At 71.5% G+C, this 20,643-nt stretch carries 16 protein-coding genes; 8 read left to right on the top strand and 8 right to left on the bottom strand.

Features of this window, described 5'->3' with window-relative positions; translation table 11 throughout:
- Positions 1–188: 188 nt before the first annotated feature.
- Positions 189–932 carry a CDP-alcohol phosphatidyltransferase family protein gene (locus OTB20_RS15890; RefSeq protein WP_267818080.1) on the top strand — a complete coding sequence of 248 codons (744 nt, stop codon included), beginning with the start codon at positions 189–191 and terminating at the stop codon, positions 930–932.
- A gap of 24 nt (positions 933–956) precedes the next feature.
- Here OTB20_RS15890 and OTB20_RS15885 read toward each other — a convergent pair whose 3' ends face one another.
- Entirely contained in the window at positions 957–1,430 is a 474-nt protein-coding gene (locus OTB20_RS15885; protein WP_267752232.1) for an adenylyltransferase/cytidyltransferase family protein, read from the bottom strand.
- Between the two features lie 172 nt (positions 1,431–1,602).
- Between OTB20_RS15885 and OTB20_RS15880 the strand changes: the two genes are divergently transcribed.
- Genes OTB20_RS15880 through OTB20_RS15870 form a run of 3 tightly spaced genes read left to right on the top strand, consistent with a single transcriptional unit; the run spans position 1,603 to position 5,827 of the window.
- On the top strand, positions 1,603–2,808 hold the full coding sequence (locus tag OTB20_RS15880) for a glycosyltransferase (protein WP_267818167.1): 1,206 nt from the start codon (positions 1,603–1,605) through the stop codon (positions 2,806–2,808).
- Positions 2,805–4,571 carry a lipopolysaccharide biosynthesis protein gene (locus OTB20_RS15875; protein WP_267818078.1) on the top strand — a complete coding sequence of 589 codons (1,767 nt, stop codon included), beginning with the start codon at positions 2,805–2,807 and terminating at the stop codon, positions 4,569–4,571. Before OTB20_RS15880 ends, OTB20_RS15875 begins: the two co-directional genes overlap by 4 nt.
- Positions 4,568–5,827: a hypothetical protein gene (locus tag OTB20_RS15870; RefSeq protein ID WP_267818076.1), complete on the top strand. Its 1,260-nt coding sequence runs from the start codon at positions 4,568–4,570 to the stop codon at positions 5,825–5,827. Before OTB20_RS15875 ends, OTB20_RS15870 begins: the two co-directional genes overlap by 4 nt.
- Positions 5,828–5,869: 42 nt before the next feature.
- Here the strand turns inward: OTB20_RS15870 and OTB20_RS15865 are convergent, their stop codons facing one another.
- Together OTB20_RS15865 and OTB20_RS15860 are read right to left on the bottom strand one after the other, a co-directional pair.
- A complete protein-coding gene (locus tag OTB20_RS15865) occupies positions 5,870–6,451 on the bottom strand; it encodes a TetR/AcrR family transcriptional regulator (RefSeq protein WP_267818075.1) in 582 nt (193 codons plus the stop codon).
- An 88-nt stretch (positions 6,452–6,539) separates the two neighbouring features.
- Entirely contained in the window at positions 6,540–8,048 is a 1,509-nt protein-coding gene (locus OTB20_RS15860) for a hypothetical protein (RefSeq protein ID WP_420716405.1), read from the bottom strand.
- Positions 8,049–8,158: 110 nt separating this feature from the next.
- Here OTB20_RS15860 and OTB20_RS15855 point away from each other — a divergent pair, with 110 nt between their 5' ends.
- Together OTB20_RS15855 and OTB20_RS15850 are read left to right on the top strand one after the other, a co-directional pair.
- On the top strand, positions 8,159–8,698 hold the full coding sequence (locus tag OTB20_RS15855) for a WcaF family extracellular polysaccharide biosynthesis acetyltransferase (RefSeq protein WP_267818074.1): 540 nt from the start codon (positions 8,159–8,161) through the stop codon (positions 8,696–8,698).
- Positions 8,695–9,816 (top strand): glycosyltransferase, encoded by a 1,122-nt coding sequence (locus OTB20_RS15850; RefSeq protein ID WP_267818072.1) that lies wholly within the window; start codon positions 8,695–8,697, stop codon positions 9,814–9,816. The genes OTB20_RS15855 and OTB20_RS15850 overlap by 4 nt, the downstream gene beginning before the upstream one ends.
- Before the next feature lie 22 nt (positions 9,817–9,838).
- Here the strand turns inward: OTB20_RS15850 and OTB20_RS15845 are convergent, their stop codons facing one another.
- From OTB20_RS15845 to gmd, 4 genes are all read right to left on the bottom strand, one after another.
- Complete coding sequence (locus OTB20_RS15845) at positions 9,839–10,051, bottom strand: hypothetical protein (protein ID WP_267752145.1); 213 nt, start codon at positions 10,049–10,051, stop codon at positions 9,839–9,841.
- Positions 10,052–10,196: 145 nt separating this feature from the next.
- Positions 10,197–10,883 carry a hypothetical protein gene (locus tag OTB20_RS15840; RefSeq protein ID WP_267818071.1) on the bottom strand — a complete coding sequence of 229 codons (687 nt, stop codon included), beginning with the start codon at positions 10,881–10,883 and terminating at the stop codon, positions 10,197–10,199.
- A 79-nt stretch (positions 10,884–10,962) separates the two neighbouring features.
- On the bottom strand, positions 10,963–13,737 hold the full coding sequence (locus tag OTB20_RS15835; protein ID WP_267818070.1) for a DUF7594 domain-containing protein: 2,775 nt from the start codon (positions 13,735–13,737) through the stop codon (positions 10,963–10,965).
- A gap of 246 nt (positions 13,738–13,983) precedes the next feature.
- Complete coding sequence (gene gmd / locus OTB20_RS15830; protein ID WP_267752142.1) at positions 13,984–14,997, bottom strand: GDP-mannose 4,6-dehydratase; 1,014 nt, start codon at positions 14,995–14,997, stop codon at positions 13,984–13,986.
- A 515-nt stretch (positions 14,998–15,512) separates the two neighbouring features.
- Between gmd and OTB20_RS15825 the strand changes: the two genes are divergently transcribed.
- A complete protein-coding gene (locus tag OTB20_RS15825; RefSeq protein ID WP_267818068.1) occupies positions 15,513–16,478 on the top strand; it encodes a GDP-L-fucose synthase family protein in 966 nt (321 codons plus the stop codon).
- A gap of 23 nt (positions 16,479–16,501) precedes the next feature.
- On the opposite strand, the gene OTB20_RS15820 is transcribed toward OTB20_RS15825, so the two are convergent.
- The gene (locus OTB20_RS15820; RefSeq protein WP_420716404.1) at positions 16,502–17,977 is read right to left on the bottom strand and encodes a sugar transferase; all 1,476 of its coding nucleotides are present in this window, start codon (positions 17,975–17,977) and stop codon (positions 16,502–16,504) included.
- A 380-nt stretch (positions 17,978–18,357) separates the two neighbouring features.
- On the opposite strand from OTB20_RS15820, the gene OTB20_RS15815 reads away from it, so the two are divergent.
- Complete coding sequence (locus OTB20_RS15815) at positions 18,358–20,625, top strand: M4 family metallopeptidase (RefSeq protein WP_267818064.1); 2,268 nt, start codon at positions 18,358–18,360, stop codon at positions 20,623–20,625.
- Positions 20,626–20,643: the final 18 nt, after the last annotated feature.

Raw genomic sequence — 20,643 nt, 5'->3', positions numbered from 1 at the left:
TCCCCGCGGTAGCTGGGGGAGAGGTGCCGTGCCGGGCGCCGCGACGCGGTGAACCTTTCCGGTCACAGCACTAGGGACGGGGTGGCCCCGGGGCCAGGCGGACCCCGGGCGGGAGCCCTCGGACGCCCTGCGATGATGTGGCCTTCGTACACACACACGCACATACGGATGTTCTAGGGGTTGGGTCGATGGCGAGTGTCGGGACCGCGCTGCGGGAGCTGCGCGGGGCGCAGAAGTCGGCGAAGGGGGTGTCGCTCTACTCCCGGTACGTCAACCGGCCCGTCGGGCGGTACCTGGCCGCCGGGTCGTACGCGCTCGGGCTCAACCCGAACCAGGTGACGCTGATCAGCGCCGCCCTGAGTTTCGCGGGAGCTGCCGCCGTCGCGCTGGTCTCGCCCTCGTGGGGGCTGGGGATCGCGGTGTGGGCCCTGCTCGCCGTGGGCTTCGCCTTCGATTCCGCCGACGGCCAGCTGGCCCGGCTGCGCGGGGGCGGCAGCGCGGCGGGCGAGTGGCTGGACCACGTCGTCGACTGCGCGAAGCTCACCTCGCTGCACACGTGCGTACTGATCGCCTTCTACCGCTTTCCCGAGGAGTACGGGATCGGCGGCGGGGCGGACGGAGCGGTCGGGGCCGGCTGGCTGCTGGTGCCGCTGGGCTTCCAGTTCGCCGCGGTCGTGACCTTCTTCGGGGGGCTGCTGACGGAGAAGCTCAAGCCGAAGGCGGCTGCGGGGAGCGCGGCCGACGCGCCGTCGGCCCTGCGCGCGGTGGCACTGCTGCCCGTGGACTACGGGGTGTTCTGCCTGGTGTTCGTGTTCCTCGGCGGCAGCGGGCTGTTCCGCTGGGCGTACGCCGGCCTGGGGGCCGTCGCGGCGCTGTTCCTGCTGGCGTTCCTGGCGAAGTGGTTCCGGGAGCTCAGCGCCGTACCGAGGTGACCGGCGCCGCCGCTCCCGGGCGGCTCAGCCCCGCTGTTCCGCGGCGAGCGGCTGGGACAGCGCGTCCAGTGCCCGGCGCAGCTGGGTGCTGGAGGTATGGACCGTGTACGGGAAGTAGACGACGTCGACCCCGTGCGCGGCGAAGTCCTTCTCCAGCCGTTCCCCCTTGGGGGTTCCGCGCCAGTCGTCGCCCTTGAAAATAACGTCAAACCGGACTTGCCGCCATGTTTCCAATTTGTCCGGGACGGTCTCGACAAAAGCGGCATCCACGTACTGGACGCTGCGGACGATCTCCAGTCGCTCGACGAGCGGGATCATGGGACGCCGCCCCTTGGCGATTTCCGCCATTTCGTCGGAGACGACCCCGGCCACCAGGTAGTCGCACTGACTCCGGGCATGGCGAAGGATGTTGAGATGTCCGATATGGAATAGATCGTAGGCGCCTGGTGCGTAGCCGATTCGGTACGGTCTGCGCTCGGGCGTACCTATTTGGGACATGTCCAGCTCCGTCACGTGTTATCCCCCTGAAGCCGCACACCCCGGTGTAGCGGATTAGCAGACAATAGCGTGCACGTTCCTCCTGATGCCGGTGAACGAATAGGGTGACGTGCGCATCATCCTGGTGAGAGGGGGAGGTCCAGTGTCGAAATCCGGTCGGCGGCGCCTGCTGCTGGTTTCTACGAATTACGCCCCCGAGCACACGGGCATCGGCCCGTACGCCACCCAGATCGCGGAGCACTGGGCGGATCTCGGCCACGAGACCCATGTGCTGGCGGGCATGCCCCACTACCCGGCCTGGTCCGTCGAGCCGGAGTACAGGGGGGCGCTACGGCGCACGGAACAGCGCGCGGGAGTCACCGTGCACCGGCGCGCGCACACCGTGCCTCCGCGCCAGACCGCCGTCCGTCGGGCCCTGTTCGAAGGATCGATTCTGCTGCACGGCTCCGTGGCCCCGCCCCGGATGCCGAAGGCGGACGCGGTCCTCGCCCAGATGCCGAGCCTGGCCGGCGGCCTGCTCGCGGCCCGTCTCGCGGCCCGCTGGAAGGTCCCGTACGTCCCGGTGGTCCAGGACCTGATGGGCGCCGCCGCCGCGCAGAGCGGGATCAGCGGCGGGGACAAGGCGGCCGCGTTCGCCGCGCGCGCCGAGGCCCACGCCCTCAAGCGGGCCACCCTCGTCGGCGTGATCCACGAGACCTTCGTCGACCGGGTCGTCGGCATGGGCGTGGACCCGAAGCGGATCCGCCTCGTGCCCAACTGGTCGCATGTGGCGTTGCCCACCAAGCCGCGCGCACGGACCCGCAGCCACCTCGGCTGGGCTCCCGGCCAGACCGTCGTCCTGCATTCCGGGAACATGGGCCTCAAGCAGGGGCTGGAGGTCCTCGTCGGCGCCGCCCGGCTGGACCCGAGCGTCCGTTTCGTCCTGATGGGTGACGGCAGCCAGCGCTCCGCGCTCGCCGACCTGGCGGCCGATGTTCCCAATCTCGACATCATCCCCCCTGCCGCGGACGGCGAGTTCCCGGATATTCTCGCCGCGGCGGACGTGCTCGCGGTCACGCAGCACGCCGCCGTGATGGACATGAGCGTGCCGTCCAAGCTGACCTCGTACTTCCAGGCCGGCCGTCCCGTCGTCGCCTCCGTCGCGGCACTCGGCGGCACCGCCCAGGAAGTGGAGCGCTCGGGCGCCGGGGTCCTCGTACCGCCGGAGAACCCGGAGGCCCTGCTGAAGGCCGTACGAGCCCTGGCCGAGGACCCGGCGGGCGCGGACGCGCTGGGGGCGGCCGGACCGCGCCACGTGGCGGCGCACCTGAGCCGTGAGGCGGGCCTGGCCCGCATCGACGCACTGATGGACGAAGCACTTGGGGGTCCCCGGCCGTGATCGAGACCAACCGACCGGCAGCGGCTCCGGCCGAGGACGAACCGGACCTGCTCCGGGACCAGTTCCGCCAGCTCCTGCGCTACCGCCGGCTCATCGGCGCGGGCGTGGGCATCGGCCTGCTCGGCGGGGTCTACCTCGGCGTCTCCACGGCGGACACCTACGTGGCCACCGCCGACATCGTGCTGCGCGCGCCCACCGACGACCCCTTCAACCCGAGCCTCGCCCCCGACAAGGCGATCAACATCGGCTCGGAGCGCCAGGTCGCGCTCTCCAGCTCCATAGCCAACGAGGCGGCGAAGAAGCTCGGGGTCTCGGCCACCGATTTCTCCGCCCTGCGCGCCGGCCTGCAGGTGACCAACCCGCCGCAGACGATGGTGCTGCGCTTCACCTACACCGCCGCCACCCCCGCCGAGGCCGCCAAGCGCGCCAACGCGATGACCGAGGCCTACCTGCTCAAGCGGCAGGAGGCCCTCGACGTCACCCGCGACAAGATGGTCAAGGGCTACCAGGACCAGCGCGAGCCGGTGGCCAAGCAGCTCGAGGACCTCGCCAAGCAGGTCAGCGGCATGCCGTCCGGTCCGGCGCGGGACGCGGCGTACGCCTCCAAGACCGACCAGCAGAGCAAGATCAACACGCTCAACGGCAACATCGCCAAGCTCCAGGCCCTGGACATGACCCCGGGCCGGGTCACCAGCGCCGCCGTCCCGCCGCACGGGGCCGACGGCCCCGGACTGGCCATGTCGCTCGCGCTCGGCGCGGCCGTCGGTCTCGCCCTGGGCCTGCTCGGCGCCTGGGTCCGCCTCGTCTTCGACCCGGCGCCGCGCTCCGAGGGCGACGTCGCCCGGGCCCTGCGCGCGCCCGTACTGGGCTCCCTGCCCCGGGGCAAGGCCGACGGCGGACCGCTGCTCGCGGCGGGCGAGGAGGACCCCCGCCTGGCCGAGGAGTTCCGCTCGGTGGCCTTCCGGCTCGCCTACGACGCCCGCTTCGCCGACCGGCGCCGCCTCCTGGTGGTCGCCCCGCGCGGCAGCAGTGAGATCGCCGCCGCCGTGGCGGTGAACCTGGCCGCCTCCTTCGCCGAGACCGGCAAGGACGTACTCCTCATCGAGGCCGACCTGCGCACCCCGGTGCTGGCCAGCCAGCTGCCCACTGACGCGGCCGGCCGGCCGCGCTGGAGCCAGTCGCAGGGGGCCGAAGGCGCCCAGGGCGAAGCCGAGTGGCCCGACGGACGCCAGCTCCTCGTGGACGCCGGCGAGTCGGGCACCTTCGACCTGATCCCGGGCGAGCGGGTGCGCAACGTGCCCCGCGCGCTGACCTCGCAGCGGGCCTCCCGGCTGATCTCCGAGGCCGATTCCCCCAACTCCACCGTCGTGGTGCTCGCCCCGCCCGTGCTCTCGTACGCCGACGCCCTCGCGCTCGTCGACCGCGTCGACGGGGTCCTGGTGGTCTGCAACCCGGGTGCGGTGCGCCGCACCGACCTCTCCCGCATCCGCGAGCTGATCAGCGGGGCCGGCGGCACGGTGCTGGGCGCCGTACTGCACGCGCCGCTGCCCGGTGACAAGAAGCGCGGGCTCGGCCGCAAGCCCAAGGGCGGCGGACCCGCCGCCGAAGGGCCCCGGCCGGCCCCCGCGTCCCCGGCCCCGACCCGTTCGCGGGAGCCGCAGCCGATCCCGTACGAGGTGGCGGCCGCCGACGCCTCGCAGCACATCCCCGGCGACGGCACCGACACGGTCGCCCTGCGTACGGTCCGCACGGGCCGTCGGTGAGCCGGCGCGGCCTCGCCGCGGTCGCCTCGGTGCTGGACCAGGCCGCGTCCAGCGCCACGAACATCCTGGTCCTGGTGCTGGCCGCCCGGCTCTCCTCGGCGGCCGGCTTCGCCGACTTCTCGATGGTCTACGTGGCCTTCACCGTGCTGCTCGGCCTGAACATGGCCTACGTCGGCCAGCCACTGGTGCTGGAGAAGGATCCCGAGCGCCTCGCCACGGCCTGCCGCTCGGGCCTCGGCTTCACCGGAGCCGCCGCAGCCGCGGCGGGCGCCCTCCTGGCCCTCGTGGGGCTGCTGCTGCCCGGGGACGCTCGGTCGACGGGGGCGGCGTTCCTCGCGCTGGGACTCGTACTGCCCCTGGTGCTTCTGCAGGACGGGCTGCGCTACTGCTTCTCCGCCCTGCGGGCCCCCGGGCGGGCGCTGGCCGCCGACGCGCTGCGCCTCGCGTGCGTGGTGTCCGCGCTGTTGCTCCAGCCCGAGGGCGCCTCCGCGGGACGCCTCGTGCTGGTGTGGGGGCTCTCCGCACTGCCCGCGCTCGCGCTCGGCCTGTGGCTGCTGCGGCCCTCGGTCCGGGGCGCCACCGCGACCGGGCTGCTCCAAGAGCTGCGCCCGTACCTGCGCCGCGGGTACCTGGGGCAGCGGTTCCTCGTCGAGTTCGCCGTCGGCAACGGATCCAGCCAGCTCGCCGTCCTGGGACTCGGCGCCTTCGCGACCCCACTGGCCGTCGGCGCGCTGCGCGGTGCCACCACCCTCTTCGGGCCGCTGAACGTGCTGTTCAACTCCGCGAACTCCTTCGGCCCGCCGGTCGTCGGCCGGGCCTCCGGGAAGCGGGGCGTAGTCCGGCTGACCGCCCTCATGGGCGGCGCGCTCGCGGTGACCGGCGCCGGGTGGGGGGCCGTGCTGTACGCACTGCCGGAGCGGGTCGGCCGCGAACTGCTCGGCGACACCTGGCAGGCGGCGGCGGCGCTGCTGCCCGCGACCGGCGCCCAGTACGCCGTCATGGGGCTCGGCACCTGCGCGCTGCTGACCCTGCGGGTGCTGAACCCGAGGGCCACCCTCTCGCTCCAGGTGGTCTTCTCGCTGCTGTCGGTCGGGCTGCTGCTGGGCGGGTACGCCGTGTGGGGCGTGGCCGGGGCCGCCTGGGGGCTGGCGCTGGGCTCCGCCTCGAAGGCGGCGGCGGGCTGGCTGCGCGTGGCCCGGCTGCGGGTCCCCGCGCCGGCCGCGGGCGCCCCCGCGGACCAGGTCCGGGCGGCCTGAGGCGCCGGGCCCCGCCCGATGCGGCGCCGGGTCCCCGCCGGATCAGGCCGGGGTGTCGCCGAAGCCCGCTTCGATCAGGGCGAACAGGTCCCGCATGGCCTGCTGCTGGTCCTCCTGGCCGCGGATCAGGCTCGTGGTGTCCATCACGAAGCGGGCCAGCGCGGCGGACCTGAGGTCGCCTTCGTGGGCGCCGGCCGCTTCCGCGATGGCGGCGCCCAGCGCGAACTCGTGGCGCCGCCACATCCGGTCCCAGTACTCCAGCAGTTCCGGCGTCTCCCGGACCAGGGTGAGGTGCGCGAGGACCTCCGGATCGTCGATGCGCCGGGTCGCCCGCGTCGCCACGAGGTGCTCGCGCAGGGAGTGCAGGACGGACTGCCCGGGCGCGCGGTCCCGTACCGCGCGGACCAGCGCGGCCTCGGTGTCCCCGTCCTCGTCGAAGACCAGGGCTTCCTTGCTCGGGAAGTGCTTGAACAGGGTGGTCACGGAGACGTCGGCCGCCTCCGCCACGTCACGGACGCCGACCTTGTCGTACCCGTGCTCCCGGAAGAGGCGCAGCGCGGCATCGGCCAGGGCCTTGCGGGTCTGGGCCTTCTTGCGTTCACGGCGCCCCACGGTCTCGGTCATGACACCACCGTACCGGCGCGGTGGATCCGATGCACAAGTTGAGCGGATACATATATCGGTCGGGCCGTACCCCGCCCGGGCTCCGCGGTCAGCGCAGGGAAGTGGCCTTGTCCTGCCGGTACGTGGCCACGAGCGCGAGGCACATCCCCGCGATGGCGATCCGCCCCGAGGCCTGGAGCAGAGGCCCGCGCAGCAGGATGAAGGAGTACCCCGCGACCAGCGGGACCACCGTGGAGATCAGGCTGCCGGGCGGCGAGCTGCGCCGGGCGCGCTTCGCGTAGCGGCGGTCGACGCGCGCGGAGGCGTAGCCGAGCCCCAGGAGCCCGGCCCCCATGCCCAGCGGTCCGAAGTCGATCCACAGCTCGGCCCAGATCGGGGAGGAGAGGTTGGTGTTGACCGTGCCCATCCACTGGCCGACCATCACGCCGGTGTCGCGCGGCTTGCTCGACCACACCGAGCGCGGCACCGCGAAGAAGACGGATCCCGCGAGCTGGCGCCCGTAGGAATGGCCCGGGCCCGATTCCGAGAAGGTGATGGTGTTCGCGAACATGCCGATCTGGTCGTAGTCCTTGAGCGCCATCGGCTCCAGGAACGAGGTCGTCTCGACCGGCTTGTAGTTCTTCTCGTCGTAGCGGAAGCGGTCGGCGAACGGGAAGACGAGCAGGGCGATCACCACGGCCATCGACAGCGCCACCCGGTACATCGCGGCGCTCACCGGGAAGACGGTGAAGAGCAGCGAGAACATGACCGTGAGGAACCAGTAGCGCGGGTTCGAGATCGGATTGTTGACGATCAGGTTGAGGGCCACCAGCGCCGACCAGGTGACGATGATCGACACCTTGCGGCGGGCGAACTTCGAGGTGATCAGCCAGCGCGTGTACAGCAGGAGGGCCAGCAGCGCCGGGACCGTGCCGAACCCGCGCAGCAGGGCCTGGCCGGCCTGGCCGTCCTGGGAGACGCCCGCTTCCTCGATGCCCGCGATGATCTCCTGGCGGCTGGAGAAGAACACCGCCGGACCGCCGAGTTTCACGATCAGGGCGGCGCTGCCCAGGAACGCCACGACGGTCAGCACCTGGAGCCGCCGCCGGTGCGCCATCACCGGGCGCGGCTCCCTCTGCGAGCCGCCGGCCCGGCCGGCCGGCCGGTGCCGGGCCAGCAGGACGCCCACGTCGAAGGCGGCGCAGCCGAGCAGCACCAGGCCGATGGCGGCGGTGAGATCGGAGCGCGGGCCGACGACGGGGGTCGGCACCCGGCCCAGGACGGCCTGGGCGAGGGGGGCCACGCCCATGGCCATGTAGACGAAGAGCCAGAACGAGCCCTGGAGCAGCTTGCGGCGGCTGGTCAGGACCATGGCGGACAGCCGGGCGCCCGCGTACATGGTGAGCAGGAGCTGCAGCCAGAAGGCCGCGTCGTGCTGGCCGTCACCGGGCTGGACGGCGACGAAGAGGGGCAGGAAGACGGTGAATCCGAGGGCCATCGGCACGGACAGCGCCCGGGAGAGCAGAGTCCGCGGGGTGGTGACCCGGCCCCAGCTCTTCCGCTCGTCGGGGTGCGGCGGGGCCGGCCTGACGGTGCTCTCGCGTATGTCGGTCGCCACGCTCGCCCCCACCCCCAGTGCCTGATCCGCGCGCAGTCTAGTCTGAGCGCTCGGCGCCCGGTCAGGCGCCTTCGAAGGCGCCGTCGGGGGCCGGACTGTGAGGGGTGCCTGTGCGTGATCTTCCTGCCTTCACGCTGGCCGGATACGACAAGGGCCGCGGGCTGCTGACGCAGGCGCTCTGGTTCGCCGTGATGAACACGCTGTTCATGAGCTGGCTGTGCCCGGCCCGGCTCCGGGTCGCGCTGCTGCGCGCCTTCGGGGCGAACATCGGCGAAGGGGTGCTGATCCGCCACAAGGTGCGTGTGCTGTGGCCCTGGAAGCTGACCGTGGGCGACCACGCGTGGATCGGCGAGGGCGCCTGGCTGCTGAACCTGGAGCCGGTGACGATCGGCGCGCACGCCTGCGTCTCGCAGGAGGCGCTGCTGTGCACCGGCTCGCACGACCACCGGTCCGCCGACTTCCGCTACCGCAACGCCCCGATCACCGTCGAGGACGGTGCGTGGGTGGCGGTACGGGCCACCGTGCTGGCCGGCGTGACGATCGGCCGGTGCGCGGTGGCGGGTGCGGGCTCCGTGGTCCACAAGGACCTTCCCGCGCTGACCCTGCAGACCCAGGACGGGCGCCGCCGCCCGGTCGAGGAGCCCACATGAGAGTCCTGCACGCCGTCACCCTGCACTCCCCCACGCACGCCTTCGGCGGGCCGGTCCGGGTCGCGCTGAACCTGGCCAAGGGGCTGCGGTCGCGCGGCCACGAGGCGAGCCTGCTGGCTCTGGGCGAAGGTTTCCCCGACCCCTGGCCCACCTCCGTGGAAGGCGTCCCGGCGAAGCTCTACCCGGCCCGGCGGCTGCTGCCGCTCGGTTTCAGCGGTATCACCTCGCCCGCCCTGCTCGCCTCGGCGGGCCGCCTGGTGCGGGGCGCCGACGTGGTCCACGTCCACCTGGCGCGGGACCTGGTCACCCTGCCCGTCGCCCTGGCGGCGCTGCGGGCCCGCAAACCCCTCGTCCTGCAGACCCACGGCATGGTCGACCCGAGCGGGAAGGCGCTGGCCAAGGTGCTGGACGCGGTGGCGGTACGCCGACTACTGCGCGGCGCCGACGCGGTGCTGTACCTGACCCCGCACGAGAGCGAGGGCCTCGAAGCGGTGGTCGGCGGCCCGCTGCCCCGCTCGGTGCGCCTCGTCAACGGCACCCCGGCCCAGGAGGAGCGGCCCGCCCCGGCCGGACCTCCCCGGATCCTGTACTCGGCCCGGCTGCAGGCCCGTAAGCGCCCGGTGGACTTCGTGGACGCGGCGCCGGCCGTCCTGGCGGCGCACCCGGACGCACAGTTCGTGCTGGCGGGCCCGGACGAGGGCGAGCTCGCGGCGGTCCGGGCCCGGATCACGGAGCTGGGCCTGTCCGACCGCTTCACGGTCCCGGGCGCCCTGTCCGGCGCGGAGGTCCTGACGGAGCTGCGCCGCGCGCACGTCTACGTACTGCCCTCGGTGGACGAGCCGTTCCCCATGTCGGTCCTGGAGGCCCTGTCGGTGGGCGTCCCGTCGGTGGTGACCCACTCCAACGGCCTGGCCCGGGATATCGCGGCGGCCGGCGCGGGCCGGGCCGTCGAGCCCGGACCGAGCGGCGTCGCCGAGGCGGTGCTGTCGCTGCTGGACCCGGAGCAGAACGCCGCGGCCTCGAAGTCCGCCCGCGAACTCGCCGCGTCCGCCTTCTCGATGGACGCGGTCCTGGACACGCTGCTGCCGGTGTACGAGGGCGCCCTGCACCGGGGTTGAGGTGCGCGGGGGCCCGGCGGGGTCAGAGTCCGCGGCGGGTTTCGTCCACCACCGGGAGGGCTCCGACGCGGCGGCGCTTGAGGACGCTCGCGTAGACCGCGAGGCCGAGGGCGCCGGCCACCATCATGATCACGCCGACCAGGTCCAGGTTCACGCTCTGCATCTGCCAGTCGGCCGCGAAGGTGAGGATGGCCCCCACCACGATCAGTCCTATGCAACCGCCGATGCCCTTCATCGAATTCGCCTCCGCAGTCGTGGTCGGGGAGAACCCCCCGCCGTGTTGAACCTCGACTGCCCCCGTTCCGGGAACGAAAACGCCCCCGCTGCCCGGGGGTTCGGGCAGCGGGGGCGTTCACTGGTGCCAGTGCGCGAGCGGTTCGTCAGGCGGAAGGCACCCAGGCGTAGCAACCGTTGGAGACGAACTGCGCCGTACCCGAGGGAATCCTGGCGGTGATCTTGTCGCCCGGCTTCAACGGGGACTGCGGACCCGAGGCGAGGGCGGCTCCGTTCTTGCCCTTGGCCTCCCAGGTGCACGTCGTGCTCTGGGTCAGCGCACGGTAGGTGCCCGCCGCCGGGGACTGCTTCGTGCCGTCCGGGAAGCCCTTCTCCGCCGCGGCGAGGACCGGCTTCTGCTCCGGGCAGAGGAAGGTGATCGCGTCCTTCGCGCCCGGGATCTCCCCGGCCACGATGGCGCCGACGGCCGCGTCCTTGTCCCGCTTCGCCGTGCGCTCCACCCGCTGGCAGGCCTCCTGGCCGCCCTGCAGGACGGCCGCCGGGTCCGTCTTGTCCGGGACCCGCCCGCTCAGGTACTGCTTCTCCGGCGAGGTGAAACTGCCCGTCTTCGGGACGAGCTTCGCGTCCGGCAGGACGGGGCCCGTCGGCTTCGCGTCCGGCGCGGACGGCGCCGGGCTGCTCGTGGCGTCGGCCGGGTCGGGGGCCGACGAGGCGGCCGGCGGCTTGGGCGAGGCGGCCGAGGCCTCGGCCTTGGCGTCCCCGTCCGAACTGCAGGCCGTCAGCGTCAGGGCGGCGGCCAGCAGGACGGCAGCCGCTGCGGAGCGTCGGTACATGAGGTGGCTCCCGTACGTATGAGATGGGTGTGCGGGGCCCGGCCGCTTGGGCGGCCGGGCCCCGCACTCCGTCAAGCGGTTACTTCGCGCCGAAGGTGAGGATCAGCTGCGGCTTGGCGTCGACGGCCGTCGACTCCGAGGACCAGATCCACAGCGGGTCGGTGCCCGTGCTCGTCAGGCCCAGGCTGTAGCTGGTGCCCAGCACCGCGGAGAGCGCGGTGGTGTTCAGCGGCGTGCTCTGGACCGCCGAACCGTCCGGCACTCCCGCGAAGGAGCCGAGCGGGGTGGTCCCGAGGGTGGGCTTGCTGTTGAAGGTCGTGCCCGCACCGCTCCAGGTTCCGGTGACCGGGACCACGGAAACGGTGTCGATGGTGCCGGCGCTCGCCGTCGTCGTGGTCTTGACCTGGAGCGACGCGGACTTCAGCACCTGGCCGGCCGGAGCGGCCGGGATGTCGAAGCGCAGGTACGTCTCGTAGGCCGAGGTGCCGCGGACGGCGAGCGAGCTGGAGGCGCCGTAGGCGGTGCTGGGAGCACCCTGGTTGATGTAGGTGTCCTCGGTCGCGTTGACCTTGGAGACCGTGTCGGTGGCCGCCGTGGCCAGGTTGAAGTGGTTCTTGACCTGGGCCTCGGTCAGCACCTTCGGATAGACGGCCGTCTCGTCGATCTGGCCGGCGAAGAAGTTGCTGGTCGGCCGGGACGGCCAGCCGGCCAGGTTGTCGCCGCCGACGTGCCAGAAGCCCTCGATCGGCTCGGAACCGGTGACGTTGAGGGTGCCCTTGGACTTGCCGTCCAGGTACAGCGCCATGCCGGCGGGTCCCTGGGTGGCGACGACGTGGTGCCACTTGTTGTCGTTGTACGTGTCGAGCAGACCGGTGGAGAGGGTCTTCGCCGTACCCGACGGGTTCACCCCGAAGAAGATCCGGCCGGTGTTGGTCATGTAGAGGTGCTTGTCGTGGTAGTTGCTGTTGCGGTCCTGGTTGGAGCCGAAACCGAGCAGCTTGCCGCCGCGCGTGGTGTTCGTCTTGAACCAGGTCTCCAGCGTGTAGCTGCTGCCGACCGTCTGACGGTGGTCGCTGTACACCTGCTGGCTGGTGCCGTTGAAGCCCATGGCCGTGCTGGCGCCGGTGACCGCGCCCGGGGTCTGGCGCAGCGCCGGGGCGTTGAGCTGGATGCCGCTGGTGTTCCCGGCGACCGAGGAGTCGGCCACGTACGGGCTGACGACGTCGTCGTAGCGCCAGTACAGGCCCGCGCCGTCCTCGCGGACCTGGTTGGGGTACGCGCTCACCGAGTTCGGGACCGCGACCGAGGTGCTGGCCGACAGGGCGCTGGTGTTGCCCGCGGCGTCGGTCGCGGTGACCCGGTAGCTGTAGGACGCGCCGGCGTTGACCGTGGTGTCCGTCCAGGAGGCCTGCTGGCGCAGCCACTCCAGGGAGTTCGCGCTGACGGTGGCGATCGGGGTCGCGGAGCCGTTGCGGTAGATGCGGTAGGTCAGCTTGTTGTCGTCCTGGTCGTAGCTGGCGCGCCAGCGGACCTGGACCGCGCCGGGCTTGACGCTGGCGACGCTGGAGACCGGGGTGGTCGGGACGCCGACGTCGCCGGTGGAGGCGAAGCGGGTCAGGGCCTGCTGGGGCTTGCCGTTGATGAGGGTGAACTCACCGCCGACCCACATGTACTTGGTGGTGTTCTTCTCCGCCACGGCCATCACGCGCGGGCCGATGCCCTCGCCGAGGCCGTCGTTGGCGGTGGGGTGCCAGCCGAGCTTCGCGGGGCTGCGGACGAAGCCCTTCACGGGCGCGGGGGCCTCACCGTTGGCCCAGTCGGTCAGCTGCGCCAGCAGGAAGTGGCGCTTGCCGTCGGGGAACTGGCCCTCGGCGGTGCAGTTGTGCGCGTGCGAGGAGCTGTAGAGGACTCCGTCGTACGGCAGCACGTACTGGGTCGCGCCGAGGCACTGGTCGCGCCACTTCTCGCTGAAGTCGGTGGCGAGGGCGATACGGCCGTCGAAGCCGCCGGTGCCCTCGTTGCTGACGTAGTAGCCCGTGGTGTCGGCCGCGATGGACTTGACGACCGACATCGACGGGATGGTGCCGTACGTCTTGGCGACGGCGCCGGTGGTGGCGTTCACGACGGCGAGCGCGTGGCTCTGGGAGCCGTTGACCGTGAAGAAGTCACCGCCGAGCAGGATGTTCTTGCCGTCGTTGCTGAGCCTGACCGCGCGGCCGGGCTCGTCCGCGTTGGCGACGAAGGGCTTCAGCGCACCGGAGGTGGCGTCGACCGCGGCGAACCGCTCACGGGTCGCGCCCTCGACGGTGCTGAAGTCTCCGGCCGCGTACACGGTGTCGTCGGTGACGGCGAGCGCGCGCACGGTGGACGGGAACTGCGGTTTGAAAGAAGCCTTGGGAGTGCAGGTCGCGATGTCGATGGCGGCGACGCTGGAGACCGGGGTTCCGTTGACGGCACCGAAGTAGCCGCCCGCGTAAAGGGTCTTCTTGTCCTTCGAGACGGTGAGCGCCCGCACGGTCGCGCTGCCCTCGCCGACGGTGAAGGAGAGCTTGCAGGAGGTGGGAGCGCCGGTCGCCGCGTCGAGCGCGACGAAGTTCACGGCCCCCTGCTCGGCGCCGGCCGCGCCGTCGGGCGGCCGGACGGACGAGAAGGTGCCGCCGGCGAAGACGATGCCGTTGGCCTCGTCCATGGCCCAGACGATCCCGTTGGGCTGCCACGTCGGCAGGTTGTCGGCAGTGAAGGCCACCGGCTGCGTGATGGCCGACGCCTCGGGTATCAGCACCAGGCCTATCGCGGTGCCGGCACCGGCCAGTGACAGAGCGAGGGCAGCAGTCAGCCCTCTGGATCTACGCATGAGCCCCCCAGGGCAATTGCCCGGTTTGAATGGCTGGAACTATCCGAACAGCCACATGTACTGGCGCAGACTAGGGCTCACGCGAGGGCCTGGTCACCACGCTTGACCCATTGCATACCAAGTTGGAATCAACGGGTTCCACGCGGATGGAGCACTACGGACATATGGCAGATTTGCCCCGGTCACACCCGCCGATAGCTGCGCGAATGACCGGGACGGGGCAAATCGTAGGCGAAATATAAGGCCTCAGCGGTCGATGCGGACGCTCACGCCCGCCAGTTGGTCCTCGACCTGCCGGATATCGGAATCAACCATGATTCTGGCCAATTCGGCCACCAGGACCGTCGGCTTCCAGCCGAGCAGCTCATGGGCCTTGGAGGCGTCGCCGATCAGGGCGTCGACCTCGCTGGGGCGCTCGTACTTGGGGTCGTAGCGCACGTGCTCGTTCCAGTCGAGACCGGCGTGGGTGAAGGAGGCCTCGACGAACTCCCGGACGGTGGCGGCGACGCCCGTGGCCACGACGTAGTCGGTGGGCTCGTCCTGCTGGAGCATCCGCCACATGGCGTCCACGTACTCCGGGGCGTAGCCCCAGTCGCGGACGGCGTCGAGGTTGCCGAGGTAGAGCTTCTCCTGGAGGCCGGCCTTGATCCGGGCGACCGCGCGGGTGATCTTGCGGGTCACGAAGGTCTCGCCGCGGCGCGGGGACTCGTGGTTGAAGAGGATCCCGTTGACGGCGAACATTCCGTACGCCTCGCGGTAGTTCACCGTGGTCCAGTACGCGAACACCTTCGCGGCGCCGTACGGGCTGCGCGGGTGGAACGGGGTGGCCTCGTTCTGCGGGGGCGGGGTGGCGCCGAACATCTCCGAGGAGGAGGCCTGGTAGATACGGGTGTCCACGCCGCTGGCCCGGATCGCCTCCAACAGGCGCAGGGCGCCGAGGCCGGTCACGTCGCCGGTGTAGAGCGGGGCGTCGAAGGAGACGCGGACGTGCGACTGGGCGCCGAGGTTGTAGACCTCGTCGGGGCGTATCTCGCGGAGCAGGTTCACCAGGGCGACGCCGTCGGAGAGGTCGGCGTGATGCAGCACGAAGGAACGGTTCGCCGTCTGCGGGTCCTGGTAGATGTGGTCGATCCGCTCCGTGTTGAAGCTGGAGGACCGTCGCACGAGCCCGTGCACCGTGTAGCCCTTGGAAAGCAGGAGCTCGGCGAGGTACGAGCCGTCCTGCCCGGTGACGCCGGTGATCAGCGCGGTCTTGCCCATGTGGGTCCCCCTGGGGATCGTTTCGGTGCTGTCGTGGGGCCGCACCTCGGGGCGCGGTCCGGGCTGCGGTTCTGGGCGCCGCCCCGGATGTGGCTCGGGGTCGCGCCTCGTCGTACGGGTCGGGGCCGGGCCCCGGAGTGCGGCTCGGGGCCTGGGCCCCGGAGTGTGGGTCGGGGCCGGGCCCCGGGTGCGGGGTCCGGGCCTCGGATCGGGGCCGGGCCCCGGGGTACTGCGCGGGTCCGCCCCCAGGGGGCAGGAGACGGGTACCGGATGGGTACCGTACACGTTCCATCCGGAGGGCCTCCCGCCGGATCGGGCCCCCTCGCCCCCTTGCAGGTCGGTATGTACCCAAGTGGCAGGGGCCGCCCGAAATCCGCCCTGGACGCCGACGCCACGGGGTCCGGAAACCGGGTCCGGGACCACCCCCGGAAGGCAGCTCCGGGGGCGCGGCGCCGGGTGCGCGGAGGGGGGCTCCCCCGTAGGACCGCGGACGGCGGACTGGCATCATCGGCGGTATGACAAGTTCGTCGTTCCTGCCCCCGAACGCCCGCGTCTTCGTCGCCGGCCACCGCGGTCTCGTGGGGTCCGCGGTAGTCCGCCGGCTCGCCGCCGACGGCTACGAGGTGCTCACCCGCGGCCGCGCCGACCTCGATCTGCGCGACGCCGCCGCGACCGCGGCGTACCTGCGCGACGTCCGGCCCGACGCCGTCGTCCTGGCCGCGGCCAAGGTCGGCGGGATCATGGCCAACAGCACGTTCCCGGTGCAGTTCCTCGAGGACAACCTCAAGATCCAGCTGAGCGTCATCGCCGGCGCGCACGCCGCCGAGGTCGGCCGGCTGCTCTTCCTCGGCTCCTCCTGCATCTACCCCAAGCTGGCCCCGCAGCCCATCAGCGAGGACGCGCTGCTGACCGGCCCGCTGGAGCCGACGAACGAGGCGTACGCCCTGGCGAAGATCGCCGGCATCGTCCAGGTCCAGTCGTACCGCAAGCAGTACGGGGCCTCGTACATCTCCGCCATGCCCACGAACCTCTACGGCCCGGGCGACAACTTCGACCTGGAGTCCTCGCACGTCCTGCCCGCCCTCATCCGCCGCTTCCACGAGGCCGCGGCCGAGGGGCGCGAGGAGGTCACGCTGTGGGGATCGGGGACGCCCCGCCGGGAGTTCCTGCACGTGGACGACCTGGCCGCGGCCTGCGCCGTCCTGCTGCGCGAGTACGACGGCGCCGAGCCGGTCAACATCGGCTGCGGCGAGGACCTGACCATCAAGGCCCTCGCCGAGACCGTCGCCGAGGTGACCGGCTTCCGGGGCAGGCTCGCCTGGGACACCTCCAAGCCCGACGGGACGCCCCGCAAGCTGCTGGACGTGACCCGGCTGCACGGGCTCGGCTGGAAGCCCGCGGTCCCGCTGCGCGACGGCATCGCCGCGACGTACGCCTGGTGGCGCGAGCAGAACCGCGAGCAGGCCCGCGAGCAGAGCTGATCCCAAGACGGGGCCTCGGGGCCTCAGTACGCTCCGCGACCGTCGACCACGGCGCGGAGCGTGCGGCCCATGACGTCGACGTCACTGGTGAAGGACCAGTTGTCCACGTACTGCAGGTCGAGCTGGATCGTTTCGTCCCACGACAGGTCGGAGCGACCGCTGATCTGCCACAGCCCGGTCATGCCGGGCCGCACAGCGAGCCGGCGCAGTTCGACCTCGTCGTACTGGGCCACCTCCTCCGGCAGCGGCGGGCGCGGGCCGACCAGGGACATGTTCCCGGCCGCCACGTTGATCAGCTGCGGCAGTTCGTCCATGGACGTACGGCGCAGCAGCCGGCCCACCCGGGTCACCCGAGGGTCGCGGCGCATCTTGAACATCAGGCCGTCGTTCTCGTTCGCCCCGGACAGGTCGGCCTTCAGCGCGTCGGCGTCGACGACCATCGTGCGGAACTTCCACATGACGAACGGGACTCCGTTGCGCCCTATGCGCCGCTGCCGGTAAAAGGCCGGCCCGCTCGAGCCGAGGCGGATGGCCACGACCATCGCGAGGAAGGCCGGCGACAGCAGGACGAGTCCGAGCGTCGCGCCCGCCCGGTCCAGTACCGACTTGAGCAGGGTCTGCACGCCCCGGCTCACCGGCGGAGCCACCCGCAGTACGGCCAGGCCGCCCGCGGACAGGGTCTCCAGCCGCTTGACGGAGACCTCCACCAGGCCGGGGAAGACCGCCAGTTCCAGCCCGGCGTCGTGCAGGGCCCAGGAGATCCGCCGCAGCCGCTCCCCCGCGAGCCGGGCCCCCGGTGCGACGAGCACCAGGTCGGCGCGGTGGGCGGCGACGGCGCCGAGCACGCTGGCACAGTCGCCGTTCGGTGACTGCGCCATGGCGGAGCCGAGCCGCGCGGCTACGGGGACCCCGCTCTCCAGTCCGCCGGGACCCACCGGGACCACGCCGACCACCACGTAGGGGTGGTCGGTGCGTGCGGCGAGGTGCCCTATGACGGATTCGGCGGCGTCGGGCTCGCCGATGACGAGCACGCGGCTCACCGCGTGGGCCTCGCGCCGGGCGGCGGAGAGGTGGCGATAGGTCAGTTTGTGGCAGGCGACGGTGACGAGCAGAGCGGGTACGAGGGCGCCGAGCGCGGCCAGCCGGGGGGTGTTCTCCCCCGTGACCACGCGGGCTACGGCAAGTACGCCGATCAGAATCAGCCAGTCGTGTACGACCGGCAGAACTCCCCGGGACTCGCCGAGCGCGCGGCCCGCGTAGCGCCGGCGCATCAGCTGCACGCCGGTCCAGGCCAGGGCCGCGCCCAGGGCGCAGTACACGGGCCTGGCCTGCTGAGCGGCCTCGAAGACCAGGCCGACGGGCACGCCCGCACCGACGAGGTCCGCGGCTATCGCGGCCGGCAGGTACCAACGGGCCTTGTCGCCGAGGCCCCGGGTCGGCATCGCCGATGCCCGGGCCGCTCGGGCCACTCTTTGCACAGGTATATGGACATGCCTCATGGGCCCCCCTGGCACGTGGTCTATGACGGTGGCGCGAGTCCGCGGCTTCCCCAGGCAGCGGACATCAGACGCACCGGGAAACAGTACGACAAACGCCCGTACGGTAAATGCCGTTTCCCGGAACCGGACATCTTGTTGCTCAAGCGTTAGCGGTCGGTGTCGCACATTCGGGATATTGAGGGCTTCTCTCTCACACTCAAGTGAATGTTCCGCATACCGGATACGTCTCTTCGGACAACGAACGATTTCCGGCCAACATGTTGACGCGGCCCTGACATCACGACGCTCAAGTGGCACTCTTCGACCGTTCTTCGCACCAGCCCGATCTGCCCGGAGGCCCACCCAGCCATCCGGAACCCCCCTTGCAGAAGGAGTCTGCGTTGAGTCCCACCCCTCAGCGGCGTGCCACCACGGCCGGCGCGCTTGTTGCCGCGGCCGCTCTACTCGCCGTAGGCATCCAGACCGGTACCGCCACTGCCGACGCCACCGCGTCGCAGGCTGCGGCGGTCGCCCAGTCCAACCCGGGCGCGGCCAACCGCGCACTCAGCGCTTCGGAGCGTGCGACGCTCCTGGCCGAGGCCAACTCCACCACCGTGCAGGCCGCCAAGGGCCTCGGCCTCGGCGGCTCGGAGAAGCTCGTCGTCCGTGACGTGGTCAAGGACGCGGACGGCACCACGCACACCACGTACGAGCGCACCTACGCCGGCATACCGGTGCTCGGCGGTGACCTGACCATCCATGCCAAGGACGGCGTCACCAAGAGCGTCACCAAGGCCACCCACCACGACATCAAGGTCGCGGACACCAACGCCACCGTCACCCCGTCCGCGGCGGAGGGCCAGGCGGTCTCCGCCGCCAACGCCGAGGGCTCCAAGGAGACCAAGGCCTCCAAGGGCGCCCGCAAGGTGATCTGGGCGGCCGAGGGCGTTCCGGTCCTCGCGTTCGAGACCGTCGTCGGCGGCCTCCAGCACGACGGCACCCCGAACGCCCTGCACGTGGTGACCAACGCCAGGACCGGCGCCAAGATCACCGAGTGGCAGGCCATCGAGACCGGCACCGGCAACACCATGTACAGCGGCCAGGTGACGATCGGGACCTCGCAGTCGGGCAGCAACTACACGCTGAACGACGCCTCGCGCGGCGGTCACAAGACGAACAACCTGAACCGGGCCACCTCCGGCACCGGCACCCTGTTCTCCGGCACCGATGACGTCTGGGGCAACAACCTGCCGGCCAACCTGGAGACGGCCGCCGCCGACGCCCACTACGGCGCGCAGGTGACGTGGGACTACTACAAGAACGTCCACGGCCGCAACGGCCTGCGCAACGACGGGGTCTCCCCGTACAGCCGGGTCCACTACGGCAACAACTACGTGAACGCCTTCTGGGACGACTCCTGCTTCTGCATGACGTACGGCGACGGTGACGGCAACGCCAAGCCACTCACCTCCACCGACGTGGCCGCGCACGAGATGACGCACGGCCTGACCTCGGTCACCGGCAACATGACGTACAGCGGTGAGCCGGGCGGTCTGAACGAGGCCACCTCCGACATCTTCGCGGCGGCGGTGGAGTTCTACGCCAACAACCCGCAGGACGTCGGCGACTACCTGGTCGGCGAGAAGATCGACATCCGCGGCAACGGCACCCCGCTGCGCTACATGGACAAGCCGAGCAAGGACGGCTCGTCCAAGGACGCCTGGTACTCGGGTCTGGGCGGCATCGACGTCCACTACTCCTCGGGTCCGGCCAACCACTGGTACTACCTGGCCTCCGAGGGCTCGGGCGTCAAGGTCGTCAACGGCGTGAGCTACGACTCGCCGACCTCCGACGGCCTCCCGGTCACCGCGATCGGCCGTGACGCCGCGTCCAAGATCTGGTTCCGCGCCCTGACCACCGGTCTGTTCAGGTCGAACACCAACTACGCGGCCGCCCGTACCGCCACCCTGCAGGCCGCCGCCGACCTGTACGGCGCCGGCTCGACCACGTACAACAACGCCGCCAACGCCTGGGCCGCCATCGCGGTCGGTCCGCGCGTCGTCAGCGGTGTCACGGTCACCAACCCCGGTAGCCAGAGCACCGTCACGGGCAGCGCCGTCAGCCTGCAGATCCAGGCCACCAGCACCAACGCGGGTGCCCTGAGCTACGCGGCGACCGGTCTCCCGGCCGGGCTGTCGATCAACTCCTCCACCGGCCTGATCTCGGGTACGGCCACCACGGCGGGCACGTCCAACGTGACCGTCACGGTGACCGACTCGGCGAGCAAGACCGGGACGGCGGCGTTCAGCTGGACGGTCGGCACCACACAGCCGAACGTCTTCGAGAACACCACCGACTACGCGATCGCCGACAACGCGACCGTCGACTCGCCGATCACCGTGAACCGCACGGGCAACGCCCCGAGCACGCTCAAGGTGGACCTGAACATCCTGCACACCTACATCGGTGACCTGAAGGTCGACCTGGTCGCCCCCGACGGCACCCTCTACAACCTGCACAACCGCTCCGGCGGCAGTGCGGACAACATCATCAAGTCCGTCACGGTCAACGCCTCGTCCGAGGTCGCCCAAGGAGTGTGGAAGCTCCGGGTCAACGACAACGCGAACCTCGACACCGGCAAGATCGACAGCTGGAAGCTCACCTTCTGACCCCCACCGGGGCCGGGC

Origin of the sequence: Streptomyces sp. H27-H1 (assembly GCF_026627445.1) — a bacterium.
Taxonomy (GTDB): domain Bacteria; phylum Actinomycetota; class Actinomycetes; order Streptomycetales; family Streptomycetaceae; genus Streptomyces.
This window is presented reverse-complemented; position numbering and strand designations above follow the sequence as displayed.